At 71.5% G+C, this 23196-nt stretch carries 23 protein-coding genes; 9 read left to right on the forward strand and 14 right to left on the reverse strand.

All coding sequences use genetic code 11. The features are described 5' to 3' along the window. Position 1: 1 nt before the first annotated feature. From sufU to ACFVFS_RS09750, 7 genes are all read right to left on the reverse strand, one after another. The gene (gene sufU, locus ACFVFS_RS09720) at positions 2 to 454 is read right to left on the reverse strand and encodes a Fe-S cluster assembly sulfur transfer protein SufU (RefSeq protein WP_380622020.1); all 453 of its coding nucleotides are present in this window, start codon (positions 452 to 454) and stop codon (positions 2 to 4) included. Between the two features lie 17 nt (positions 455 to 471). After that, positions 472 to 1719: a cysteine desulfurase gene (locus tag ACFVFS_RS09725; protein WP_380622109.1), complete on the reverse strand. Its 1248-nt coding sequence runs from the start codon at positions 1717 to 1719 to the stop codon at positions 472 to 474. Positions 1720 to 1751: 32 nt separating this feature from the next. Further along, a complete protein-coding gene (gene sufC / locus ACFVFS_RS09730) occupies positions 1752 to 2516 on the reverse strand; it encodes a Fe-S cluster assembly ATPase SufC (RefSeq protein ID WP_380622023.1) in 765 nt (254 codons plus the stop codon). A 6-nt stretch (positions 2517 to 2522) separates the two neighbouring features. After that, positions 2523 to 2840, reverse strand: coding sequence for a non-heme iron oxygenase ferredoxin subunit (locus ACFVFS_RS09735; RefSeq protein ID WP_355369096.1), 318 nt, complete (start codon positions 2838 to 2840; stop codon positions 2523 to 2525). 5 nt (positions 2841 to 2845) lie between these two features. Then, positions 2846 to 4093 (reverse strand): Fe-S cluster assembly protein SufD, encoded by a 1248-nt coding sequence (sufD, locus tag ACFVFS_RS09740; protein WP_380622026.1) that lies wholly within the window; start codon positions 4091 to 4093, stop codon positions 2846 to 2848. 62 nt (positions 4094 to 4155) lie between these two features. After that, positions 4156 to 5571 (reverse strand): Fe-S cluster assembly protein SufB, encoded by a 1416-nt coding sequence (gene sufB / locus ACFVFS_RS09745; protein ID WP_344324900.1) that lies wholly within the window; start codon positions 5569 to 5571, stop codon positions 4156 to 4158. A gap of 8 nt (positions 5572 to 5579) precedes the next feature. After that, positions 5580 to 6425 carry a helix-turn-helix transcriptional regulator gene (locus ACFVFS_RS09750; protein WP_380622030.1) on the reverse strand — a complete coding sequence of 282 codons (846 nt, stop codon included), beginning with the start codon at positions 6423 to 6425 and terminating at the stop codon, positions 5580 to 5582. A 164-nt stretch (positions 6426 to 6589) separates the two neighbouring features. Here ACFVFS_RS09750 and ACFVFS_RS09755 point away from each other — a divergent pair, with 164 nt between their 5' ends. Both ACFVFS_RS09755 and ACFVFS_RS09760 read left to right on the forward strand, forming a co-directional pair. Continuing rightward, a complete protein-coding gene (locus tag ACFVFS_RS09755; protein WP_380622033.1) occupies positions 6590 to 7516 on the forward strand; it encodes an ABC transporter ATP-binding protein in 927 nt (308 codons plus the stop codon). Beyond that, positions 7513 to 8292: an ABC transporter permease gene (locus ACFVFS_RS09760; RefSeq protein ID WP_380622036.1), complete on the forward strand. Its 780-nt coding sequence runs from the start codon at positions 7513 to 7515 to the stop codon at positions 8290 to 8292. Before ACFVFS_RS09755 ends, ACFVFS_RS09760 begins: the two co-directional genes overlap by 4 nt. An 82-nt stretch (positions 8293 to 8374) precedes the next feature. Here ACFVFS_RS09760 and ACFVFS_RS09765 read toward each other — a convergent pair whose 3' ends face one another. Further along, entirely contained in the window at positions 8375 to 9097 is a 723-nt protein-coding gene (locus ACFVFS_RS09765; protein ID WP_380622039.1) for an LAETG motif-containing sortase-dependent surface protein, read from the reverse strand. A gap of 323 nt (positions 9098 to 9420) precedes the next feature. Continuing rightward, positions 9421 to 10791 carry a choice-of-anchor A family protein gene (locus ACFVFS_RS09770; RefSeq protein ID WP_380622042.1) on the reverse strand — a complete coding sequence of 457 codons (1371 nt, stop codon included), beginning with the start codon at positions 10789 to 10791 and terminating at the stop codon, positions 9421 to 9423. Between the two features lie 246 nt (positions 10792 to 11037). Here ACFVFS_RS09770 and ACFVFS_RS09775 point away from each other — a divergent pair, with 246 nt between their 5' ends. Next, the gene (locus ACFVFS_RS09775; protein WP_380622044.1) at positions 11038 to 12024 is read left to right on the forward strand and encodes a heme A synthase; all 987 of its coding nucleotides are present in this window, start codon (positions 11038 to 11040) and stop codon (positions 12022 to 12024) included. Positions 12025 to 12099: 75 nt separating this feature from the next. Here the strand turns inward: ACFVFS_RS09775 and ACFVFS_RS09780 are convergent, their stop codons facing one another. Further along, positions 12100 to 12438, reverse strand: a complete 339-nt coding sequence (locus ACFVFS_RS09780) for a hypothetical protein (RefSeq protein WP_380622046.1) — start codon at positions 12436 to 12438, stop codon at positions 12100 to 12102. A 72-nt stretch (positions 12439 to 12510) separates the two neighbouring features. Between ACFVFS_RS09780 and ACFVFS_RS09785 the strand changes: the two genes are divergently transcribed. Continuing rightward, a complete protein-coding gene (locus tag ACFVFS_RS09785) occupies positions 12511 to 13152 on the forward strand; it encodes a DUF2461 domain-containing protein (RefSeq protein WP_380622048.1) in 642 nt (213 codons plus the stop codon). A gap of 73 nt (positions 13153 to 13225) precedes the next feature. On the opposite strand, the gene ACFVFS_RS09790 is transcribed toward ACFVFS_RS09785, so the two are convergent. Continuing rightward, complete coding sequence (locus ACFVFS_RS09790) at positions 13226 to 14167, reverse strand: heme o synthase (protein ID WP_380622050.1); 942 nt, start codon at positions 14165 to 14167, stop codon at positions 13226 to 13228. 499 nt (positions 14168 to 14666) lie between these two features. Between ACFVFS_RS09790 and tkt the strand changes: the two genes are divergently transcribed. The 5 genes from tkt to pgl all read left to right on the forward strand — a co-directional run bounded on the left by tkt (position 14667) and on the right by pgl (position 21531). Beyond that, the gene (tkt, locus tag ACFVFS_RS09795) at positions 14667 to 16763 is read left to right on the forward strand and encodes a transketolase (protein ID WP_380622053.1); all 2097 of its coding nucleotides are present in this window, start codon (positions 14667 to 14669) and stop codon (positions 16761 to 16763) included. Positions 16764 to 16852: 89 nt separating this feature from the next. After that, positions 16853 to 17992, forward strand: a complete 1140-nt coding sequence (tal, locus tag ACFVFS_RS09800; RefSeq protein ID WP_380622056.1) for a transaldolase — start codon at positions 16853 to 16855, stop codon at positions 17990 to 17992. A 76-nt stretch (positions 17993 to 18068) separates the two neighbouring features. After that, positions 18069 to 19640 carry a glucose-6-phosphate dehydrogenase gene (gene zwf, locus ACFVFS_RS09805; protein WP_380622111.1) on the forward strand — a complete coding sequence of 524 codons (1572 nt, stop codon included), beginning with the start codon at positions 18069 to 18071 and terminating at the stop codon, positions 19638 to 19640. Beyond that, positions 19637 to 20746 (forward strand): glucose-6-phosphate dehydrogenase assembly protein OpcA, encoded by a 1110-nt coding sequence (gene opcA, locus ACFVFS_RS09810; RefSeq protein ID WP_380622059.1) that lies wholly within the window; start codon positions 19637 to 19639, stop codon positions 20744 to 20746. Before zwf ends, opcA begins: the two co-directional genes overlap by 4 nt. Next, positions 20743 to 21531 carry a 6-phosphogluconolactonase gene (gene pgl / locus ACFVFS_RS09815; RefSeq protein ID WP_380622061.1) on the forward strand — a complete coding sequence of 263 codons (789 nt, stop codon included), beginning with the start codon at positions 20743 to 20745 and terminating at the stop codon, positions 21529 to 21531. Before opcA ends, pgl begins: the two co-directional genes overlap by 4 nt. A 63-nt stretch (positions 21532 to 21594) precedes the next feature. On the opposite strand, the gene ACFVFS_RS09820 is transcribed toward pgl, so the two are convergent. The 3 genes from ACFVFS_RS09820 to tpiA form a co-directional block, all read right to left on the reverse strand. Then, positions 21595 to 21882: an RNA polymerase-binding protein RbpA gene (locus ACFVFS_RS09820; protein ID WP_350552731.1), complete on the reverse strand. Its 288-nt coding sequence runs from the start codon at positions 21880 to 21882 to the stop codon at positions 21595 to 21597. Positions 21883 to 22086: 204 nt separating this feature from the next. Further along, positions 22087 to 22323, reverse strand: a complete 237-nt coding sequence (gene secG / locus ACFVFS_RS09825; protein ID WP_376088398.1) for a preprotein translocase subunit SecG — start codon at positions 22321 to 22323, stop codon at positions 22087 to 22089. An 87-nt stretch (positions 22324 to 22410) separates the two neighbouring features. Beyond that, positions 22411 to 23196 carry a triose-phosphate isomerase gene (tpiA, locus tag ACFVFS_RS09830; protein ID WP_380622065.1) on the reverse strand — a complete coding sequence of 262 codons (786 nt, stop codon included), beginning with the start codon at positions 23194 to 23196 and terminating at the stop codon, positions 22411 to 22413.

Genomic DNA, 23196 nt, shown 5'->3' on the forward strand with positions numbered 1-23196 from the left:
GTCAGTCGGTGACGGTGGGGTGCTCGGCGAGGGCCTTGGCGGTGGCGTCCTTCCAGGCCATCCAGCTGAGCAGGGCGCACTTGACCCGGGCCGGGTACTTGGAGACGCCGGCGAACGCGACGGCGTCCTCCAGCACCTCCTCGTCGCCCTCGGCCTGGCCCTTGCTCTGCATCAGCTCCAGGAAGGCCTCCTGGACCGCCTGCGCCTCGCCCACGGTCTTGCCGACCACCAGGTCGTTCAGCACCGAGGCGCTGGCCTGGCTGATCGAACAGCCCTGGGACTCGTACGAGACGTCGGCGACGGTGCCGCCGTCGAGCCTCACCCGCAGGGTGATCTCGTCGCCGCACGTCGGGTTGACGTGGTGCACCTCGGCGTCACCGTCGCGCAGCCCCTTGCCGTGCGGGTTGCGGTAGTGGTCCAGGATGATGTCCTGGTACATCGAGTCGAGCTTCATGGTCGCGTGCCCCGTCCTCAGCCGAAGAAGTTCCGGACGTGGTGCAGACCGTCGATCAGCGCGTCGACCTCGCCCGGCGTCGAGTACAGGTAGAACGACGCCCGCGTGGTCGCCGGAATTCCGTACCGCAGGCAGACCGGCCGCGCGCAGTGGTGGCCGACGCGCACCGCGATGCCCTGCTCGTCGAGCACCTGGCCCACGTCGTGCGGGTGGATGTCGCCGAGCGTGAACGAGATCGCCGCGCCGCGGTCGACGGCCGTGCGCGGGCCGATGATCCGCAGGTCCGGGACCTCCAGCAGCCGCTCGACCGCGTACGCGGTGATGGCGTGCTCATGGGCGGCGATCCGCTCCATGCCGATGCCGGACAGGTAGTCGATGGCCGCGCCCAGCCCGACCGCCTGGGCGATCGGCGGGGTTCCGGCCTCGAACTTGTGCGGCGCCGGGGCGTAGGTGGACGAGCCCATGGTGACGGTCTCGATCATCTCGCCGCCGCCGAGGAACGGCGGGAGGTCCTCCAGCAGCTCCTGGCGGCCCCAGAGCACGCCGATGCCGGTCGGGGCCAGCATCTTGTGACCGGTGAAGGCGACGAAGTCGGCCTCCAGCGCCTGCACGTCCAGCACCATGTGCGGCGCGGCCTGCGAGGCGTCGATCACGACCAGCGCGCCGACGTCCTGCGCCTTGCGCACGATGGCCTCGACCGGGTTGACCGTGCCGAGCAGGTTGGAGACCAGGGTGAAGGAGACCACCTTGGTCTTCTCGGTGATCAGCTCGTCGATGTTGGACAGGTCGAGCCGGCCCTCGTCGGTCAGCCCGAACCACTTCAGCTTCGCGCCGGTGCGCTGCGAGAGCAGCTGCCACGGGACGATGTTGGAGTGGTGCTCCATCTCCGTGATGACGATCTCGGAGTCGGCGTCCACCCGGTAGGGCTCGTCGGCCCAGCCGAGCATGTTGGCGACCAGGTTGAGCGACTCGGAGGCGTTCTTGGTGAAGATCACCTCGTCGCGGCTCGGCGCGTTGACGAACGCCGCGACCTTGTCACGGGCGCCCTCGTACAGCGCGGTGGCCTCCTCGGCGAGCACGTGCACGCCGCGGTGGACGTTGGCGTTGTGCCGCTCGTAGTAGGCGTTCAGCGCGTCGAGCACCTGGCGGGGCTTCTGCGAGGTGGCCGCGTTGTCCAGGTAGACGAGCTGCTTGTCGTCGTGCAGCAGACGCTGCAGGACCGGGAAGTCCTTGCGGATCGCGTCGGTGTCCAGCAGGCCCGGCAGGACCGCCGACCCGTGCGACTCGTGGGTATGGGTCACTCGGACGCGCCACCCTTCACGTAGGCCTCGTAGCCCTCTTCCTCCAGCTTGTCGGCCAGCTCGGCGCCGCCGGACTCGACGATGCGGCCGCCCGCGAAGACGTGGACCTGGTCGGGCTTGATGTACCGCAGGATGCGGGTGTAGTGGGTGACCAGCAGGGTGCCCACCTCACCGGTCGAGCGCACCCGGTTGATGCCCTCGGAGACGATCCGCAGCGCGTCGACGTCCAGGCCGGAGTCGGTCTCGTCGAGGATCGCGATCCTCGGCTTGAGCAGCTCCAGCTGGAGGATCTCGTGGCGCTTCTTCTCGCCGCCGGAGAAGCCCTCGTTGACGTTGCGCTCGGCGAAGGCCGGGTCCATCTGGAGGGCGGCCATCGCCTCCTTGACCTCCTTCACCCAGGTGCGCAGCTTGGGGGCCTCGCCGCGCACCGCGGTGGCGGCGGTGCGCAGGAAGTTGGAGACCGAGACGCCGGGGACCTCGACCGGGTACTGCATGGCCAGGAAGACGCCGGCCCGGGCGCGCTCGTCGACGGACATCTCCAGGACGTCCTCGCCGTCCAGCAGGACGGAGCCGCCGGTGACGGTGTACTTGGGGTGGCCGGCCAGCGAGTAGGCAAGGGTGGACTTGCCGGAGCCGTTCGGACCCATGATGGCGTGGGTCTCGCCCTGCTTCACGGTCAGGTCGACGCCCTTCAGGATCTCCCGGGGGCCGTTCTCGGCCTCGACGGAGACGTGCAGGTCGCGGATTTCAAGGGTAGCCATGTGTACTCAGGACTCCTGGTTGACGGAGACGAGCACATCGTCCCCTTCGATCTTTACGGGGTAGACAGCGACCGGCTTGGTGGCGGGCAGGCCGGAGGGCTTTCCGGAACGCAGGTCGAAGCTGGAGCCGTGCAGCCAGCACTCGATCATGCAGTCCTCGACCTCGCCCTCGGAGAGTGAGACGTTCGCGTGCGAGCAGATGTCGTTGATCGCGAACACCCCCTCGTCGGTGCGGACGACGGCGACCGGGACGCCGTTGAGGTCCACGCGCTTGGGCACGTCCTCAGCCAGTTCGCTCAGCGCACAGGCGCGCAGGAAGCTCATCGGGGTCAGACCGCCGATTCCAGCTCGGCCTCGATCTTCGCCATGAGGTGGTCCTGGATCTCGGCGACGCCGATCTGCTGGACCAGCTCGGCGAAGAAGCCGCGCACCACCAGGCGGCGGGCCTCGTCGGCCGGGATGCCGCGGGCCTGCAGGTAGAACAGCTGCTCGTCGTCGAAGCGGCCGGTGGCGGAGGCGTGGCCGGCGCCGACGATCTCGCCGGTCTCGATCTCCAGGTTCGGCACGGAGTCGACCCGGGCGCCGTCGGTGAGCACCAGGTTGCGGTTGTGCTCGTAGGTGTCGGTGCCCTCGGCGGCGGCCCGGATCAGCACGTCGCCGATCCACACCGCGTGCGCGTCCTGGCCCTGCAGCGCGCCCTTGTAGACGACGTTGGAGCGGCAGTGGGGGGTGTCGTGGTCGATGACCAGCCGGTGCTCCAGGTGCTGGCCGGCGTCGGCGAAGTAGAGGCCGAACAGCTCGGCCTCGCCACCGGGGGCCGCGTAGGTGACCCGCGGGTGCAGGCGGACCACGTCGCCGCCGAAGGTGACGACGACGGACTTCAGCGAGGCGTCGCGGCCGATCAGCGCGGTCTGCTGGGCGGCGTGCACCGCGTCGCGGTCCCAGTCCTGGACCGAGACGAAGGTGAGCTTGGCACCGTCGCCGAGCAGCAGCTCGACGTTGGCGGCCCGGGTGCCGGTGCCGGTGTGGCCCAGCACCACGACGGCCTCGGCGAACGGCTTGACGTCGATGACCACGTGGGCGAAGCGGGTGCCGCCCTCGCCGTGCACGTCGATCCGCACCGGCTCGGTGAGCACCGTCTCCTTGGGGACGGTGACCACGAGCGCCTGCTCGAAGGCGCTGAACGCCTGCGCGGCGACCCGGTCGACCGGCTTGCCGGCCTTGCCGAGGCGGGCGTCGTCCCGGCCGACGGTCTCGGCGGTGACGCCGTCGGGCAGGCTCAGCTCGACCTTGTCCTCGCCCTTCGCCGCCGCGGCCGCGGTGCCGTCGTGCAGGCCGCCGAGGCGGTGCAGCGGGGTGAAGCGCCAATCCTCCTCGCGGCCGGTGGGCACCGGGAAGTCCGCGACGTCGTAGGACGGCTCGACCGCGACGCGGGCGTCGATCGGCTGCCGGACGCTCTCCCGGCCGGTGCCGGGGCCGGCCAGCTGGGCGCCGGCGCCGGCGGTGCCGACCTCGATCGAACCGGCGGTGGTGGAGCCGGTGTTGTTCGCAGCGACGTTCAAAGGCGTGTCAGCCATGGCTGTTCGTTGTGCTCTCTTCCTGAAAATGCGTGTCGATGGGTGACGGGCGGGTCGGCGGCTCAGCCGACGGAGCCCTCCATCTGCAGCTCGATCAGCCGGTTCAGCTCCAGCGCGTACTCCATCGGCAGTTCGCGCGCGATCGGCTCGACGAAGCCGCGGACGATCATCGCCATGGCCTCGAACTCGGTCATGCCGCGGCTCATCAGGTAGAAGAGCTGGTCCTCGCTGACCTTGGAGACGGTGGCCTCGTGGCCCATGGACACGTCGTCCTCGCGGACGTCCACGTACGGGTAGGTGTCCGAGCGCGAGATCGTGTCGACCAGCAGCGCGTCGCAGAGCACGTTGGACTTGGCGCCCTTGGAGCCCTCGCCGATCTCGATCAGACCGCGGTAGGAGGTGCGGCCACCGCCCCGGGCCACCGACTTGGAGACGATGTTGGAGGAGGTGTTCGGCGCCATGTGGACCATCTTGGCGCCGGCGTCCTGGTGCTGGCCCTCGCCGGCGAAGGCGATGGACAGGGTCTCGCCCTTGGCGTGCTCGCCCATCAGGTAGACGGCCGGGTACTTCATGGTGACCTTGGAGCCGATGTTGCCGTCGATCCACTCCATGGTCGCGCCCTCGTACGCCACGGCGCGCTTGGTGACCAGGTTGTAGACGTTGTTCGACCAGTTCTGGATGGTCGTGTAGCGGCAGCGGCCGCCCTTCTTGACGATGATCTCCACGACCGCCGAGTGCAGCGAGTCGGAGGAGTAGATCGGCGCGGTGCAGCCCTCGACGTAGTGGACGTAGGCGTCCTCGTCGACGATGATCAGCGTCCGCTCGAACTGGCCCATGTTCTCGGTGTTGATCCGGAAGTAGGCCTGCAGCGGGATGTCGACGCGCACGCCCTTCGGCACGTAGATGAAGGAGCCGCCGGACCAGACCGCCGTGTTCAGCGCGGCGAACTTGTTGTCGCCGGCCGGGATGACGGTGCCGAAGTACTCCTTGAACAGCTCCGGGTGCTCGCGCAGCGCGGTGTCGGTGTCCAGGAAGATGACGCCCTGCTCCTCCAGGTCCTCGCGGATCTGGTGGTAGACGACCTCTGACTCGTACTGGGCGGCGACGCCGGCGACCAGGCGCTGCTTCTCCGCCTCCGGGATGCCGAGCTTGTCGTACGTCGCCTTGATGTCCGCCGGCAGGTCCTCCCAGGACTCGGCCTGCTTCTCGGTGGAGCGGACGAAGTACTTGATGTTGTCGAAGTCGATGCCGGACAGGTCGGAGCCCCAGGTCGGCATGGGCTTCTTACCGAACAGCTTGAGGCCCTTGAGACGCAGGTTCAGCATCCACTCGGACTCGTTCTTCTTGGCGGAGATGTCGCGGACGACGTCCTCGTTCAGTCCGCGCTTGGCGGCGGCGCCGGCCACGTCCGGGTCGGCCCAGCCGTACTCGTACGTGCCGAGGCCTTCGAGCTCGGGGTGCGAAACGGTGTCAGTCATGCGGCTTCCTAACGCGCGGACGCTGAATCTTCGGTGGACGTACCGGCAGTCGGCGCGGCATCGGTGTCCCGGCCCGCGGCGGTGTGCCGGGCGGGCGACGATGCGGCACCGGGTGCCGGCACATAGGTGGTGCAGACCCCGTCGCCGTGGGCGATCGTGGCCAGCCGTTGCACGTGGGTGCCCAGCAGCTGGGAGAAGACCTCGGTCTCCGCCTCGCACAGCTGCGGGAACTGCTCGGCGATGTGCGCGACCGGGCAGTGGTGCTGGCAGAGCTGGGCGCCCGCCGGGGCCTTCGCCGCGGCCGACGGGACCCGCCGCACCGTGGCAGCGTACCCGTCGGCACTCAGTGCCTGTGCGAGTGCCTCGGTGCGCTCCCCCGCCCCGGCGGAGCGCAGCGCCTCCAGGTACCTCTCCGCCTGGCGGCCGAAGCGCGCCCGGGCGAAGGCGGCGACCGCCTCCTCGCCGGCCTTGCCGCCGCCGACCGACTCGGAGATCCAGCGCAGGGCGTCGGCCGCGAGCTGGTCGTACTCCTGGTAGAAGGCGTCACGGCCGCCGTCGGTGAGGGCGAAGACCTTGGCCGGGCGGCCCCGGCCGCGGCTGCCGTACACCCGCTGCTCGCGGGACTCGACCAGGCCGGCGGCGGCCAGTCCGTCCAGGTGACGGCGGACGGCCGCGGCGGTGAGGCCGAGGCGGCTCGCCAGGTCGGCGGCGGAGGACGGGCCGTGGTCCAGGATGGAGCGGGCGACCCGGTCGCGGGTGGCGCGGTGGCCGTCCAGCAGCACCTCGGCCGCCGTCGCGGGCACGGCGCAGCCGGGGGCCGACTCGGCCTCCTGCTCCGCTGGGTGCTCGCGCATGTTTTTCACAACACCAGTGTTGCGTAATTCCTTCCGACAGGACAAGCCGTGATGCAGGACTCACTCGTGGCATCTGTCACGCAGGTAAGCCTTACCTGACCTGCGGATTAAATGATCAAGCCCAGTGTGCAAACGGCCTGTTGGGGCCTCTTAGACTCACCCGTATGCAACCCGAACCCGCGGTCCAGATCACCGGGCTGGTCAAGCGCTACGGCGAGAAGACCGCGGTGGACGGTCTCGACCTCAGCATCGCGCGCGGCGCCGTCACCGCCGTTCTCGGCCCCAACGGCGCCGGCAAGACCACCACCATCGAGACCTGCGAGGGCTACCGCCGCCCCGACGCCGGCACCGTCCGGGTGCTCGGCCTCGACCCGGTCGCCCAGGGTGCCGGGCTGCGCCCCCGGATCGGCGTGATGCTGCAGTCCGGCGGCGTCTACGCGGGCGCCCGCGCCGTGGAGATGCTCCGGCACACCGCAAGGCTGCACGCCCACCCGCTGGACGTCGACGCGCTGGTCGAGCGGCTCGGCCTCGGCTCCTGCGGCCGCACCGCCTACCGCCGGCTCTCCGGCGGCCAGCAGCAGCGGCTCGCCCTCGCGATGGCCGTGGTCGGCCGCCCCGAGCTGGTCTTCCTGGACGAGCCCACCGCCGGCCTCGACCCGCAGGCCCGGCGCGCCACCTGGGAGCTGGTCCGCGACCTGCGCCGGGACGGCGTCACCGTGGTGGTCACCACCCACCACATGGAGGAGGCCGAGCAGCTCGCCGACCGGGTCGCCGTCGTGGACCGCGGCCGGGTGATCGCCGAGGGCACCCCGGACGAGCTCTGCCGCGACGGCGCCGAGTCGACGGTCCGCTTCGACGGCCCGCCCGGACTGGACCTCGCCACCCTGCTCAAGGAGCTGCCCGAGGGCGCCACCGCCGCCGAGACCTCCCCCGGCGGTTACCGCGTCGAGGCGCCGGTCGACCCGCAGCTGCTGGCCACCGTCACCGCCTGGTGCGCGGCCGGCGGGGTCATGCCCGAACGGCTCGCGGTACAGCGCCGCAGCCTCGAAGACGTCTTCCTCGACCTGACCGGACGGGACCTGCGTTCATGACGACCACCGACCACGCCGACTACGCGCCGCGACCCGGCGGCGCTCCGGTCGGCCGGATGCTGCTCGCCCAGACCGCGTTCGAGACCAGGATGCTGCTGCGCAACGGGGAGCAGCTGCTGCTCACCGTGGTCATCCCGACGGTGCTGCTGGTGCTCTTCTCCGCGGTGGACATCGTCGCCGTGGAGGGGCCCGGCAAGCGGGTGGACTTCCTCGCCCCGGGACTGCTCGCGCTCGCGGTGATGTCCACCGCGTTCACCGGCCAGGCGATCGCCACCGGGTTCGAGCGCCGCTACGGCGTGCTCAAGCGGCTGGGCGCCAGCCCGCTCCCCCGCTGGGCGCTGCTCACCGCGAAGACCGGCTGCGTGCTGGTCACCGAGGCGCTCCAGGTGGCGCTGCTGTCGGCGATCGCGCTGGCCCTCGGCTGGTCCCCGCAGGGCAACCCGCTGGCCGTCGTCGCGCTGCTGGTGCTCGGCACGGCCGCGTTCTCCGGACTCGGGCTGCTGATGGCCGGCACGCTGCGCGCGGAGGCGACGCTGGCCGCCGCCAACCTGGTGTTCGTCCTGCTGCTGCTGGCCGGCGGGGTGGTCGTGCCGCTGAGCAGGTTCCCCTCGGCCGTGCAGTCGGCGCTGGAGCTGCTGCCGATCGCCGCCCTCTCGGACGGCCTGCGCGCCGTGCTGCAGAACGGCGCCGGGACGCCCTGGGCCGACCTCGGCGTCCTGGCCGTCTGGGCGGTGGCCGGGCTCGCGGCCGCGGCGCGCTTCTTCCGCTGGGAGTAGCGGTCGGCACCGTCCCGACGCGACGGCCCCCGGCTCGATCACCGAGCCGGGGGCCGTCGTCCGTCGTCCGGGGTGCTCCGGATCAGCCCTCGGTGCCCTCGGCGTCCTCGCCGCGGCGGCGGCGGGCGAGCAGCAGGAGCGCGCCGCCGAGCAGCACCACGCCGCCGCCGACGGCCGCGATGACCGGGGTGGCGTCGCTGCTACCGGTCTGCGCGAGCGCCGGCGCGACCGGGGTGGAGGTCGCGGTCGGGGTCGGCGTCGCCGTGCGGCTCGGGGTGGGCGTCGCCGTCCGGGTGGGCGTCGGCGTCGGGGTCGGCGTCACCGTACGGGTCGGGGTGGGCGTCGGGGTCGGCGTCGGCGTCGGAGTGGGGGTCGGCGTGGGGGTCGGGGTGGGCGTCGGCGTCGGCGTCGGGGTGGGCGTCGGCGTCGCGCAGACCGGGATCGTCTTGGTCTCGGTCTTGTTCCAGTCGCTGTTCTTCGGGTCCTCGGTGGTGGTGACCACGAGGGTGGCGTCCACCGGCGCGCTGTGCGCCGCGACCGGGAAGGTCTGGTGGAACTCCTTGCCGAACTCCTTCTGGTCGAGCACCTTCACGCCGTCGATGCTCAGGCTGACGGCGTTCTTGATGCCCGTCTCGGCACTGTAGTTGGTCAGGTCGACCACGATCTTGTCGCAGGTGACCTGCCAGGTCGGCACGTGGGCCGAGGCGCTGGTCGCCAGCACCACCGGCAGCAGGACGGCGGCGGCCGCCGTCCCCACGATCGCCGCGCCGCTTCCGGCCACTGTCTGCCGCCGCTGTCGAGCCATCTCGTTGTCCCCTCCGAACGGTCTGGTGCAGCAGGCGTGTTGAGTGGAACAGCGGTGGCCCGCTACGACTGTCCGGGGGACTCTACCGGCACTCCCGCACCCCTCCACACCCCGCTGCGCGGCCGGATTTCCTCTTTTCCGCCCGCATCCGCGTGTGCATCGGCAGCCCATCACACCCGCTGCCTCGCACGACACCGCTTCGGCCAACGTGGCATGAACTCTGTCACAGTGGCCGAAAAGAGCGGCCCCCGGTGATCGTTCGCGATCACCGGGGGCGCCCGATCGGGCAATCCGGGTCAGTCCGGAATCGGCCCGTGGTGGAGTCAGGCCTGGCCGGCCGCCTTGCGCCGACGCGCGACCACGACCAGCGCGCCACCGGCGGCGATGACCACCGCGCCGGCGATCGTCAGCGGCACGACCGGGCCGGAGCCGGTGTGGGCGAGACCGCCCCCGGCGTTGGCCTCGGCCGACGGGCCGGCCGAGGCGCCCGGAGCGGCCGCCCCGGAGGCCGACGGGCTCGCCGAGGCGCCCGCGGACGGCTTGGCGGAGCCCGACGCGGACGGGCTGGCCGAGGCACCCGGCGTCACGGACGCGCCGGGGGTGCCCGGGGTGGCCGGCGTGCTCGGCGTCCCGGTGCCGCCCGGCGTGCTCGGGGTGGTGCTCGCGGACGGCGTGGTGCTCGGCACCACGACCGGCGGGGTGGTGGCCGGGGTGGTCGGCGGCGTGGTGGGCGGCGTGGTGGTCGGCAGGCAGCCGGTGAACGGGTAGTGGTGCGTCTCCGCACCGCCCTTGCCGGTCAGCGACTTGACGATGACCGAGCCGTTCACCGGGGCCGCGGAGCCGAGGTCGAACGCGGCGTTCGGCGCCAGCACGGTGCCGGACCAGGCGGCCGTGCTGCTCTTGACCACCTTGGTGGCGGTCGGGAAGTTCCAGAGCAGCTTGGAGCGGATGGCGCCGCCGTGCGCGCTCTGCAGCTTGTCGTCCAGGACGTAGGCCTTCTTGCCCTCGTCCCACAGGTGGAAGCCGGTGGTCTTCGCGGCGGCCTGGTCGTACGACGCGCCGGTCACGGTGATGACGGTGACCGCGCCGGCCGGCACCTTCACGAAGATGTCGGTGGCGCCCTGGAGGGTGGCGGCGGAGACCGTGAAGCTGTTGAACTTCGCGTCGCCGCTGGTGAGGTAGAGCTCCTTGCCCTTGGCCTCGACGGTGGCGCCGGCGGTCTGCGGCAGCCCCGCCAGGGTGGTGGCGACGGAGCGCGCCTTGGCGAACTCGGCGGCGAAGTCGATCGGCGAGCCGCCCTGGGCGACGGTGCCCTGGTGGGCCTGGATCACGTCGGCGGCGGACTTCGAGCCGTAGACGCCGTTGCCCTTCATCACCTGGGTGTTGCCGCCGGCCAGCTTGCCCGCGACGACCAGCGCGTTGCCGCCTGGCAGCGCCTTGACCTGGTCCGGGGTCAGCTCCTGGCCGACCGAGAAGCCGCCGGTGAAGTCGGCGTTGCCGCCGACCGCCACCGCACCCTCGGCGTCCGGCGTGTGGGTGTCGTCGCCCTCGACGAACTCACCGTAGAGGTTGGCGACCCCGAGGCTCAGGCACTGGTTCGGGTCGGCGGCGTGGGCGGCGGCCGGGGCGATGAGCCCGGCCAGGACGAGAGATCCACCGAGCGCGAGCGCTGCGGCGGGAACGGATATGCGCATGTGCAGGTTCTCCGCTTACGTGCGGGTGGTGGGAGGGGTCCACCTGAAAAAGGTATGGACCAAACCGCACTCTTTCGGCCAAACGGGTGATTGGTCAAGACCAATGACCGCGTTGCCCGAACAGTCCTTTTTGCGCCCTCTTGAGGCTTCATGGGTTTACCGCTATGTCGACAGGGGAAAACTCGCCGGTTCAACCGGAACGGCACCACCCGCCCCGCCCCAAGATCGGCTGTAAGGCCGCATACCATGGACGCCGTGCCTAACACCACCCCCTTCTCCCTGCTCGCCGAGCGCTGGCAGCCCTCCGCCGCCATGGTCAAGCGCGCCGCGTTCGCCGCGCTGGTGATGAGCGTGGTGATCGTCGTGACCGGCGGCGCCGTCCGGCTCACCGCCTCCGGCCTCGGCTGCACCACCTGGCCGCGCTGCACCGGCGAGAGCCTCACCCCGACCGCCGAGATGGGCTTCCACGGCGTCGTCGAGTTCGCCAACCGGATGCTCACCTACGTGCTGAGCGCCGCCGTCGGCTGGGCGATCCTCGCCGCCCGCTGCCACCGCCCCTGGCGGCGCGGCCTGACCAGGCTCGGCTGGGCCCAGTTCTGGCTGGTGATGAGCAACGCCGTGCTCGGCGGCATCACCGTGCTGACCGGCCTCAACCCCTACACCGTGGCCCTGCACCTGATCGCCGCGATGGGCCTGGTCTGGGTCGCGACGCTGATGTGGGAGCGGAGCAAGGAGGGCGACGGCCCGGCCCGCCCGCTGGTGGCCGAGCCCATCAGGCGGCTCAGCCAGGTCCTGGTCGTCGCGATCGGCCTGCTGGTCGCCGCCGGCACCCTGGTCACCGGCGCCGGCCACCACCCCGGCACGCCCAAGGACAACAAGATGGTCCCGCGCATCCCGCTGGACTACGACCGCCTCGCCCAGGCCCACGCCGACCTGGCCTTCGTCTCGATCGGCCTCTCGATCGCGGTGATCTTCGTGTTCGCCGCCGTCAAGGCCCCGCCGGCCGCCAGGGCCCGCGCCCGCGAGCTGCTGATCGGCCTGCTGCTCCAGGCCGTGATCGGCTTCGCCCAGTACTTCACCGACGTCCCGGAGCTGCTGGTCGGCCTCCACATGCTCGGCGCCACCCTGATCTGGATCGCCGCCCTGCGCATCCCGCTCGCCCTGCGCACCCGCGACCACTCCCCCGCCGGCGCCCCGGCCGCGGCCCGCGCCCCCGAACCCGCGGCCGCCTGACGGCCCCCGCACGCACGTGGAAGGGCCCCGGTCGCGCTCGACCGGGGCCCTTCCACGTGTGCGCGCCGGGCGGGATCAGCCGCCGATCTGGATGCCGGCCATGCGCTTCCACTCGTAGGCGCCGGTCCTGACCTTCAGACCCAGCTCGCCCTCGAAGTCGGCGTGCAGCGTGATGCCGGCCAGCTCGGCGGCCCGGCGGCCGATCGCGTAGCTGGGCGCGACCTGGTCGCCCCAGGTGCCGTCGGCGCCGACCACCACGATCCGGGTGGCGACCGAGCCGACGTACTCGACGACGCCGTCGGCGCTGCCGCCGTGCCGCGCGGCGAAGGCGGTCAGGTTCTTGGCGATGCGCTTGGCGCGGCGCTCGGCGCGGGCGTCCGGGGCGGCGGTGGTGGCGGTCTCTGCGCTGCTCATGCCCGCATGCTACCCAGCGGTAGGGGAGCTGGCGACGGGAGCGCCGTGTGCACCGGGCCACATACTGGGAGGGTGACCTTCGACGGCTGGCCGGCCGAGGCGCTCGACTTCTACGAGCACCTTGAGGCCGACAACTCCAAGACCTTCTGGCAGTCCCACAAGGACCGGTACGAGCACGCCGTACGGGAGCCCATGGAGCGGCTGCTGGCCGAGCTGGAACCCGAGTTCGGGCCGGGCCGGATCTTCCGCCCGAACCGCGACGTCCGGTTCAGCGCCGACAAGTCCCCGTACAAGACGCACATCGGCGCCCATCTGACGGCCGGCGGCTACATCCAGCTCTCCGCCGACGGCCTGGCCTGCGGCAACGGGCTGTACCAGCTCGCCGCGGACCAGCTGGAGCGCTACCGCGCCGCCGTCGCCGAGGACGTCTCCGGCGCGGAGCTGGAGCGGGTGGTGGCCCGGGTCGGCGCGGCCGGCCCCGAGGTGGTCGGCCGGGACTCCCTGAAGTCCGCGCCGCGCGGCTACCCCAAGGACCACCCGCGGATCGCGCTGCTGCGCCACAAGGGGCTGATCGCCTGGCAGGAGTGGGCTCCCGAGCCCTGGCTGGGCACCCGGGACGCCTACCGGCGGATCACCGGCTTCCTGCACGCCTCGCAGCCGCTCAAGGACTGGCTGGACGGCCACGTCGGCCCCTCCGAGCTGCCCTCCCGGTGAACCGGACGGAAACGCGAAGGCCCCGGTCGCATCGACCGGGGCCTTCGCGGCAGTCATCGCACCGCCGGCGGAGTCACTTCACGAACGGGTCCACCGCGATCACCACGAACAGCAGCGTCAGATAGGTGATCGACCAGTGGAACAGCCGCATCTCCTTGAGCTTGGCGCCCACCACCCCGGCCTTGGCCCGCGCGTACAGCGCGTGTGCCTCCTTGAGCCAGGCCGCGCCGAGCAGCACCGCCGCCACCGGGTAGAGCCAGCTGGTGTCGGCCAGCGGCCACAGCAACAGCGAGACCGCCACCATCACCCAGGAGTAGGCGACGATCTGCTTGGCGACCGCCAGGTTGCCCTTGATCACCGGCAGCATCGGCACCCCGGCCCGGGCGTAGTCCTCGCGGACCTTCATCGACAGCGGCCAGTAGTGCGGCGGCGTCCAGAAGAAGATCACCAGGAACAGCACCAGCGCCGACCAGGAGACCGAGTTGGTCACGGCCGCCCAGCCGACGAAGACCGGCATGCAGCCGGCGATCCCGCCCCAGACGATGTTCTGCGCGGTGCGCCGCTTGAGCCCCAGCGTGTAGACGAACACGTAGAAGAGCAGGGCGCCCAGCGCCAGCGCCGAGGACAGCCAGTTGACCAGGACGCCCAGCCAGACCGTCGACAGGACGCCGAGCGCGATGCCGAACACCAGCGCCTCGCGCGGCGAGACCATGCCGGTGACGATCGGCCGGCGCTCGGTCCGGGACATCACCGCGTCGATGTCGCGGTCGATGTACATGTTGAGGGCGTTGGCGCCGCCGGCCGAGAGGTACCCGCCGAGGACCACCTTCAGCACCAGCAGCAGGTCCGGTACGCCGCGTTCCGCCAGGAACATCACCGGCACCGTGGTGATCAGCAGCAGCTCGATGATCCGCGGTTTGGTCAGTGCGACGAAGGCGCCGACACGGGCCCCGAACGGCCGGTGCGCAGGCGTCGCCCCGGTGACCCCGGCGGGACGGGATTCGACGGCGGTCACTAACACCCCAACTGAAGATGAATCCTCACAGGCGGCCACCGGAACGTTGTCTCCCGAATCGTCCGCTCTGCGCGTACCACGCCACCTTAGACGCTCCATATCTCCCCACCGGCCCCGGGGTGCCCCGGCGGGGCGGAACGCACACCCCCGGGTGAACCCCCACCGCCCCCACCTGGAACGTTGCCGCGGCGGCCCCCGCAGGGCCGCCGTCCCCCGTCCCGCGCCCCCGGGGAGGCGAACCGGACGGATCCGGGCGAGGGTGGACAAAGGGACGGGCCGCACCGGCGCACGGTCGTCCACGGACCGTCCGGGGAATGACAGCCAACATGCCTGAGTTGTCCCACCACGGAGGGTGAGCCTCAGCCCGGACGGTAGGCTCGCCCACAGAAGCGGGATCTACCCTCCGTGACCGGCACCACCCAGCGTCCGGCCCCAGCGACGTGGCCGACCCGGTCCCTCACGGGGTCACTCTTCACCATGGAAGGAGCCCTGAGACAGGGTGAGCACGACGCCGAATGCATTCGAGTGGTCGGACCTCGACGAGCGGACCGTCGACACGGCCCGCGTCCTGGCGATGGACGCGGTTCAGAAGGTCGGCAACGGACACCCCGGGACGGCCATGTCGCTGGCCCCGGCCGCCTACCTCATCTTCCAGCGCTTCCTGCGCCACGACCCCACCGACCCGTCCTGGGTCGGCCGTGACCGGTTCGTCCTCTCCCCCGGTCACACCAGCCTGACCCTCTACACCCAGCTCTACTTCTCCGGCTACGGCCTGGAGCTCGACGACCTCAAGGCCTTCCGGGTCGCGGGCAGCCGCACCCCGGGCCACCCCGAGCACGGCCACACCGCCGGCGTCGAGACCACCACCGGTCCGCTCGGCCAGGGCATCGGCAACGCCGTGGGCATGGCGATGGCCGCCCGTTTCGAGCGCGGCCTGTTCGACCCGGACGCCCCGGCCGGCGAGTCGCCGTTCGACCACACCATCTGGGCCATCGTCTCCGACGGCGACCTGGAGGAGGGCATCTCCGCCGAGGCCTCCTCGCTGGCCGGCCACCAGAAGCTCGGCAACCTGGTCGCCCTGTACGACGACAACCACATCTCGATCGAGGGCGACACCGAGACCGCCTTCTCCGAGGACGTCCTCAAGCGCTACGAGGCGTACGGCTGGCACGTCCAGCGCGTCACGCCGAAGGCCAACGGCGACATCGACGTCGCCGCGCTCGCCGAGGCGCTGGCCGCCGCGAAGGCGGAGACCTCCCGCCCGTCGATGATCGCTATGCGCACGATCATCGCCTGGCCGGCCCCGGACGCCCAGAACACCGCCAAGGCCCACGGCTCCGCGCTCGGCGCCGCCGAGATCGCCGCCACCAAGAAGGTCCTGGGCTTCGACCCGGAGAAGACCTTCGAGGTCGGCGACCAGGTCATCGAGCACGCCCGGCTGGTCGTCAAGCGCGGCAAGGCCGCCCGCGCCGAGTGGCAGCAGTCCCTCGACGCCTGGCGCGCCGCCAACCCGCAGCGCGCCGCCGAGTTCGACCGGATCGAGGCCGGCGAGCTGCCCGACGGCTGGAAGAAGGCCGTCCCGGTCTTCGAGGCCGGCAAGGACGTCGCCACCCGCAAGGCCAGCGGCGAGACCCTCAAGGCGCTCGGCGCGGTGATCCCGGAGCTGTGGGGCGGCTCGGCCGACCTCGCGGAGTCCAACCTCACCACCATCGACGAGGACAGCTCCTTCCTCCCCGAGGGCAACCCGCTGAAGACGGCCGGCCCGTACGGCCGCACCATCCACTTCGGCATCCGCGAGCACGCCATGGGCTCCACCATGAACGGCATCGCCCTGCACGGGCGGACCCGCGTCTACGGCGGCACCTTCCTGGTCTTCGCCGACTACATGCGCCCGGCCGTCCGCCTGGCCGCCCTGATGAAGCTGCCGGTCACCTACGTGTGGACGCACGACTCCATCGGCCTCGGCGAGGACGGCCCGACCCACCAGCCGGTCGAGCACCTGGCCTCGCTGCGCGCCATCCCGGGCCTGTCCGTGGTCCGCCCGGCCGACGCCAACGAGACCGCCGCCGCCTGGCGCACGATCATCGAGCGCCAGACCACCCGCCCCGGCCCGGTCGGCCTGGCGCTCACCCGCCAGAACGTGCCGACCTTCGACCGCTCCTCCCACGGCAGCGCCGAGGACACCGCGAAGGGCGGCTACATCCTGGCCGAGGCCTCCACCGGCACCCCGCAGGTGATCCTGCTCGGCACCGGCTCCGAGGTCCAGCTGGCCGTCAAGGCCCGCGAGGTCCTGGAGGCCGAAGGCATCGCCACCCGGGTCGTCTCGCTGCCGTCCTTCGAGTGGTTCCAGGAGCAGGACCAGGCCTACCGCGACAGCGTGCTGCCGCCGTCGGTCAAGGCCCGCGTCTCGGTCGAGGCCGGCATCGCCCAGGGCTGGCGCGAGCTGGTCGGCGACCACGGCCGGATCGTCTCGCTGGAGCACTTCGGCGCCTCCGCCGACTACAAGGTGCTCTTCGAGGAGTTCGGCATCACCGCCGAGCGCGTGGTCGCCGAGGCCCACAACGCGCTGCGCTCGCTCGAGGCCGTCAACCGCTAGCGGCACCGGGCCGGGGCGCCGACCGCACATCGGCGCCCCGGCCCGCCCCACACACCCCACAGCAGAAGAAGTAAAGGGACGGAAGCACCATGACTGACGCATTGAAGCGCCTCAGCGACGAAGGCGTGGCGATCTGGCTGGACGACCTCAGCCGCAAGCGGCTGAACACCGGGAACCTCGCCGAGCTGGTGCAGCACAAGCACGTGGTGGGCGTGACCACCAACCCGACCATCTTCCAGAAGGCCATCGGCGGCGGCGACAGCTCCTACGACGGCCAGCTGCGCGACCTCGCCGTCCGCAAGGTCACCACCGACGAGGCCGTCCGCATGATCACCACCTCGGACGTGCGCGACGCCGCCGACGTGCTGCGCCCGGTCTACGACGCGTCCAACGGCCGCGACGGCCGGGTCTCCATCGAGGTGGACCCGCGGCTGGCCCACGAGACCGCCGCCACCGTGGCCGAGGCCAAGCAGCTGTGGTGGCTGGTCGACCGCCCGAACGTGTTCATCAAGATCCCCGCCACCGAGGCCGGCCTGCCCGCGATCGGCGAGGTCATCGGCAAGGGCATCAGCGTCAACGTCACGCTGATCTTCTCGCTGGACCGCTACAAGGCCGTCATCGACGCCTACCTGACCGGCCTGGAGGCCGCCAAGGCCAAGGGCCTTGACCTCTCCCAGATCGAGTCGGTCGCCTCCTTCTTCGTCTCCCGCGTCGACACCGAGATCGACAAGCGTCTGGACAAGATCGGCGGCGAGGCCAAGGACCTCCGCTCCAAGGCCGCCCTGGCCAACGCCCGCCTCGCCTACCAGGCCTACGAGGAGGTCTTCGGCACCGTCGACGGCAAGACCGCCGGCAGCGCCCGCTGGAAGGCCCTGGAGGCCGCCGGTGCCAAGCCGCAGCGCCCGCTCTGGGCGTCCACCGGCGTCAAGGACCCGGCCCTGCCGGACACCCTGTACGTCACCGAGCTGGTCGCCCCCGGCACCGTCAACACGATGCCCGAGGCCACCCTGGACGCCACCGACGACCACGGTGTCGTCACCGGCGGCACCATCGTCCCCCACTACGCCGACGCCAAGGCCGTGATGGACGCCATCGCCGCCGCCGGCGTGGACTACGACGACGTGGTCCAGGTGCTGGAGGACGAGGGCGTCGAGAAGTTCGAGCAGTCCTGGAAGGAGCTGCTCGACACCGTCACCGCCTCGCTCGCGTCGTTCGCCGACGAGAAGTGACCCCCTGCTCACAGCGCACGAAAGCGGAGCCCATCAAGTGAGCACTGATTTCCCCGAGTTGGCGCCGGATTCGGACATGGACAACCTCCCGTCGGCTCCCGTCAACCCGCTTCGCGACCCCTCCGACCGGCGGCTCCCGCGCATCGCGGGGCCGTCCGGCCTGGTCATCTTCGGGGTCACCGGCGACCTGTCCCGCAAGAAGCTGATGCCGGCCGTCTACGACCTGGCCAACCGCGGCCTGCTGCCGCCGGGCTTCTCGCTCGTCGGCTTCGCCCGCCGTGAGTGGGACGACGAGGACTTCGCCCAGGAGGTGCACGACGCCGTCAAGGAGCACGCCCGCACCCCCTTCCGCGAGGAGGTCTGGCAGCAGCTCGCCAAGGGCATGCGGTTCGTCCACGGAACCTTCGACGACGACGAGGCCTTCGACAAGCTCCGCGCGACCATCGAGGAGCTGGACAAGGCGCAGGGGACCAGCGGCAACTTCGCCTTCTACCTGTCCGTCCCGCCGAAGTTCTTCCCGACCGTCGTCCAGCAGCTCAAGAAGCACGGCCTGGCCGACCCGCCCTCCTTGCCCGCCAACGGGCAGGAGGGGCCCACCAGGACTCCCTGGCGGCGCGCCGTCATCGAGAAGCCGTTCGGCCACGACCTGGAGTCCGCCCAGGAGCTGAACCGGATCGTCCACGAGGTCTTCCCCCGGGACGAGGTCTTCCGGATCGACCACTACCTGGGCAAGGAGACCGTCCAGAACATCCTGGCGCTCCGCTTCGCCAACCAGATGTTCGAGCCGATCTGGAACCGGTCGTACGTCGACCACGTGCAGATCACCATGGCCGAGGACATCGGCATCGGCGGCCGGGCCGGCTACTACGACGGCATCGGCTCGGCCCGTGACGTCATCCAGAACCACCTGCTCCAGCTGATGGCGCTCACCGCCATCGAGGAGCCGGCGTCCTTCCACCCGAAGGCGCTGGTGGCCGAGAAGCTCAAGGTGCTGAGCGCCGTCAAGCTCCCGGCCGACCTCGGCCTGCACACCGTGCGCGGCCAGTACACGGCCGGCTGGCAGGGCGGCGAGGAGGTCGGCGGCTACCTCGACGAGGACGGCATCGACCCGGACTCCACGACCGACACCTACGCGGCCATCAAGCTGGAGATCAACAACCGCCGCTGGGCGGGTGTGCCGTTCTACCTGCGCACCGGCAAGCGGCTGGGCCGCCGGGTCACCGAGATCGCGGTGGTCTTCCAGCGCGCCCCGTACCTGCCGTTCGACTCCTACGCCACCGAGGAGCTGGGGCAGAACGCCCTGGTCATCCGGGTGCAGCCGGACGAGGGCGTCACGGTGCGGTTCGGCTCCAAGGTGCCGGGCACCTCCTTCGAGGTCCGGGACGTCACGATGGACTTCGCCTACGGCGAGTCCTTCACCGAGTCCTCCCCGGAGGCGTACGAGCGGCTCATCCTCGACGTGCTGCTCGGTGACGCCAACCTCTTCCCGCGCCACCAGGAGGTCGAGCTCTCCTGGCAGATCCTCGACCCGATCGAGAAGTACTGGGACACCCACGGCAGGCCCGCCGAGTACGCGGCCGGCACCTGGGGCCCGGCCGAGGCGGACGAGATGCTCGCACGAGACGGCAGGAGCTGGCGCCGGCCATGAAGATCGACCTCACGAACAGCACGTCCGGCAAGATCAACGCAGCGCTCATGGAGGCGCGCCGGGCCAGCGGCTCCACCGCCGCCGGCATGGTGCTCACCCTGGTCATCGTGACCGACGAGGGCAGCGCCTACGACGCCCTCAAAGCGGCCAACGACGCCTCCCGCGAGCACCCCTCGCGCACCCTGGCGGTCATCAAGCGCGCCGGGCGCTCGCCCCGGGCCCGCGCCGAGACCCGGCTGGACGCCGAGGTGCTGGTCGGCTCCGACGCCGGCTCCGGCGAGACGGTCGTCCTGCGGATGCACGGCGAACTCGCCGCGCACGCCCAGTCGGTCGTCCTGCCGCTGCTGCTGCCGGACGCCCCGGTGGTGGTCTGGTGGCCGGACAACGCGCCGCTGCACCCGGCGCAGGACCCGCTGGGCGCGCTCGCCCAGCGCCGGATCACCGACGCGGTCACCGCCGAGTCCCCGGTCGGCCAGCTCGCCCAGCGGGCCCAGAGCTACACCCCGGGCGACACCGACCTGGCCTGGACCCGGATCACCGGCTGGCGCTCGATGCTGGCCGCCGCGCTGGACCAGCGGCCGTCGACGATCACCTCCGCGGTGGTCGAGGGCGAGTCGTACAACCCCAGCGTCGAACTGCTCGGCCTCTGGCTGCACACCCGGCTGCACACGCCGGTCGAGCGGGTCGTCACCAACGGCCCGGGCATCACCGCGGTGCACCTGCGCACCACGGACGGGGACATCACCCTGGACCGCCCGGACGGCCTGATGGGCACGCTCTCGATGCCCGGCTCGCCGGACCGCCAGGTGGCGCTCAAGCGGCGCGAGACCTCGGAGCTGATCGCCGAGGAGCTGCGCCGGCTCGACCCGGACGACATCTACGCGGCCGCCGTGCGCACGCCGGTGGACCGGCTCAAGGAGCCGGACAACGCCGAGCAGGAGGTGGCGCACGCGGTGGCCGCCGAGGCCGCCGACGAGGCGTCCGCACACGCGTCCGCGCCGGAGGGCGAGCAGGTCGCCAACCCGGCCCGGGTGACCGCCGAGGCGGCCCCCGGCACCGCGAGGAAGGCGGCCGGCAAGCGCACCACCAAGAAGGCCGAGGCATGACCGCGGCCACCCCGCAGCTGGTCGTCCACCGGGACAAGGAGCTGATGGCCCAGGCGGCCGCGGCCCGGCTGATCACCCGGATCGTGGACGCCCAGGCCGCCCGCGGCACCGCCTCGGTGGTGCTCACCGGCGGACGCAACGGCAACGCCCTGCTGGCCGCGATCGCCGCCTCCCCGGCGCGCGACGCGGTCGACTGGGCGCGGCTGGACCTCTGGTGGGGCGACGAGCGGTACCTGCCCTCCGGCGACCCGGAGCGCAACGCCGTCCAGGCCCGCGCCGAGCTGCTGGACGCCGTCCCGCTCGACCCGGCGCGGGTGCACGAGATGCCCGCCTCGGACGGCGTCGACGGCTCGGACGTCGACGCCGCGGCGGCCCGCTACGCGCAGGAGCTGGCGGAGGCCGCCGGACCGGGCGACCGGACCGGCGTCCCGGCCTTCGACGTGCTGCTGCTCGGCGTCGGCCCGGACACCCATGTCGCCTCGCTCTTCCCGGAGCACCCGGGCGTGCGGGAGACCGAGTTGACGGTGATCGGCGTGCGCGGTGCGCCGAAGCCGCCGCCGACCCGGATCTCGCTCACCCTGCCGGCCATCCGCAGCGCCCGCGAGGTCTGGCTGCTGGCGGCCGGCGAGGACAAGGCGGGCGCGGTCGCGGTCGCCCTGTCCGGCCCCGGCGAGCTCCAGGCTCCCGCCTCCGGCGCGCACGGCACCGGTCGCACCCTGTGGCTGCTGGACCGCGCCGCGGCGTCCCGGCTGCCGCCCCAGCTGTACCCCCCGGCCTCGGCCTAGGCCGGGGAACGGCTGAGGGGCGCCACCCGGCGGGTGGCGCCCCTCAGCCCGTTCGCCTCGTTCTCAGATCTCACCGCGGAGCTTGGCCAGCGCCTCGGCGAGGATCGCCTCGCCGTCGGCGTCGGTGCGCCGTTCGCGGACGTAGGCGAGGTGGGTCTTGTACGGCTCGTTGCGGGACGGGGCGGGCGGGTTGTGCTCGTCCTGGCCGGCCGGGAAGCCGCAGCGCGGGCAGTCCCAGGTCTCCGGGATCACCGCGTCGGCCGCGAAGCTCGGCCGGGTCTCGTGCTTGTTCGCGCACCAGAAGGAGATCCGGTTGCGGGGGGCGGATTCGCCGCGCTCCGCCTCACCCATCGGGCCGGCTCCGACCCTGCTGCCACGGATGGCGTTGCCACTTGCCACGGTCTGACTCCCTGCGTGCTGGTGCGCCGACGCGCGCGACGCGCGTCGGTGGCGAAAGTCGTCCTAGTGTAAGCAGGAGTTAAGCATGCGCCACCACCGGCTCCGCCCCGGACCTTTCCAGGATAGGCCGCGGGGCGACGGGGCGTCAGAGATATGTCAGCCCTTGTACTTCAGGACCAGACCGAGCACCAGGAGGCTGGCGAACCAGGCCAGGCCGACCACGATCGTGATGCGGTCCAGGTTGCGCTCGGCCACCGCCGAGCCGCCGCCGGTGGACATCGCGCCGCCACCGAACATGTCCGACAGTCCGCCGCCCTTCCCCTTGTGCAGCAGCACCAGCAGGATCATCAGCAGGCTGAAGACGATCAGGGCAATCGAGAACCCGATAACCACGACGGGACCAACTCTCTCGTATCTTCGGCGACGGGGCCGGACCACGACTGGTGGTCCGGCCCCAAAGCCTACGTTGCTGCGGCGGCGTTAGCCTACTGCCTGCTCACGGTAGCGCACGATCTTGACGAACTCGTCGGCGTCCAGCGAGGCTCCGCCGATCAGACCGCCGTCGATGTCGGGCTTGGCCATCAGGCCGGCCGCGCTCGACGACTTCACCGAACCGCCGTAGAGCACCCGGACCTTGCCGGCCAGCTCGGCGTCGTACAGCTCGGCGATCCGCGCGCGGATCGCGGCGCAGACCTCCTGGGCGTCCTCGGGGGTCGCCACCTCGCCGGTGCCGATCGCCCAGACCGGCTCGTAGGCGACCACGATGGACTCGGCCTGCGCGGCCGGGACGTCCTTCAGCGCGCCGTCGAGCTGGGCCAGGGTGTGCTCGACGTGGGTGCCGGCCTTGCGGACCTCCAGCGGCTCGCCGATGCACAGGATCGGGGTGATCCCGCTGCGGTAGGCGGCCTTGACCTTGGCGTTGACGATCTCCTCGTTCTCGCCGTGGTACTGGCGGCGCTCCGAGTGGCCGATCACCGCGTAGGCGCACTTCAGCTTGGCCAGCATCGGGCCGGAGACCTCGCCGGTGTAGGCACCGCCGTCGTGCTGCGAGATGTCCTGCGAGCCGTACTTGATCTTCAGCTTGTCGCCGTCGACCAGGGTCTGCACCGAACGGAGGTCGGTGAACGGCACGAGGACGGCCACCTCGACCGCCGCGTAGTCCTTGTCGGCCAGCGCGAAGGCCAGCTTCTGGGTGTGCTGGATGGCCTCAAGGTGGTTGAGGTTCATCTTCCAGTTGCCCGCCATCAGCGGGAGACGCTCAGTCAT

Origin of the sequence: Kitasatospora sp. NPDC057692 (assembly GCF_042799475.1) — a bacterium.
GTDB lineage: Bacteria > Actinomycetota > Actinomycetes > Streptomycetales > Streptomycetaceae > Kitasatospora.

Excerpts from the sequence above, each read along its gene's own strand:
- ACFVFS_RS09755 (WP_380622033.1), top strand. The coding sequence starts at position 6,590 with ATGCAACCCGAACCCGCGGTCCAGATCACCGGGCTGGTCAAGCGCTAC.
- sufU (WP_380622020.1), bottom strand. The coding sequence starts at position 454 with ATGAAGCTCGACTCGATGTACCAGGACATCATCCTGGACCACTACCGC.
- ACFVFS_RS09820 (WP_350552731.1), bottom strand. The coding sequence starts at position 21,882 with ATGGGTGAGGCGGAGCGCGGCGAATCCGCCCCCCGCAACCGGATCTCC.
- opcA (WP_380622059.1), top strand. The coding sequence starts at position 19,637 with ATGAAGATCGACCTCACGAACAGCACGTCCGGCAAGATCAACGCAGCG.
- ACFVFS_RS09780 (WP_380622046.1), bottom strand. The coding sequence starts at position 12,438 with ATGAGCAGCGCAGAGACCGCCACCACCGCCGCCCCGGACGCCCGCGCC.
- ACFVFS_RS09760 (WP_380622036.1), top strand. The coding sequence starts at position 7,513 with ATGACGACCACCGACCACGCCGACTACGCGCCGCGACCCGGCGGCGCT.
- sufB (WP_344324900.1), bottom strand. The coding sequence starts at position 5,571 with ATGACTGACACCGTTTCGCACCCCGAGCTCGAAGGCCTCGGCACGTAC.
- sufD (WP_380622026.1), bottom strand. The coding sequence starts at position 4,093 with ATGGCTGACACGCCTTTGAACGTCGCTGCGAACAACACCGGCTCCACC.
- zwf (WP_380622111.1), top strand. The coding sequence starts at position 18,069 with ATGGACAACCTCCCGTCGGCTCCCGTCAACCCGCTTCGCGACCCCTCC.
- ACFVFS_RS09775 (WP_380622044.1), top strand. The coding sequence starts at position 11,038 with ATGGACGCCGTGCCTAACACCACCCCCTTCTCCCTGCTCGCCGAGCGC.
- tpiA (WP_380622065.1), bottom strand. The coding sequence starts at position 23,196 with ATGACTGAGCGTCTCCCGCTGATGGCGGGCAACTGGAAGATGAACCTC.
- ACFVFS_RS09750 (WP_380622030.1), bottom strand. The coding sequence starts at position 6,425 with ATGCGCGAGCACCCAGCGGAGCAGGAGGCCGAGTCGGCCCCCGGCTGC.
- ACFVFS_RS09765 (WP_380622039.1), bottom strand. The coding sequence starts at position 9,097 with ATGGCTCGACAGCGGCGGCAGACAGTGGCCGGAAGCGGCGCGGCGATC.
- ACFVFS_RS09735 (WP_355369096.1), bottom strand. The coding sequence starts at position 2,840 with ATGAGCTTCCTGCGCGCCTGTGCGCTGAGCGAACTGGCTGAGGACGTG.
- tal (WP_380622056.1), top strand. The coding sequence starts at position 16,853 with ATGACTGACGCATTGAAGCGCCTCAGCGACGAAGGCGTGGCGATCTGG.
- sufC (WP_380622023.1), bottom strand. The coding sequence starts at position 2,516 with ATGGCTACCCTTGAAATCCGCGACCTGCACGTCTCCGTCGAGGCCGAG.
- pgl (WP_380622061.1), top strand. The coding sequence starts at position 20,743 with ATGACCGCGGCCACCCCGCAGCTGGTCGTCCACCGGGACAAGGAGCTG.
- ACFVFS_RS09770 (WP_380622042.1), bottom strand. The coding sequence starts at position 10,791 with ATGCGCATATCCGTTCCCGCCGCAGCGCTCGCGCTCGGTGGATCTCTC.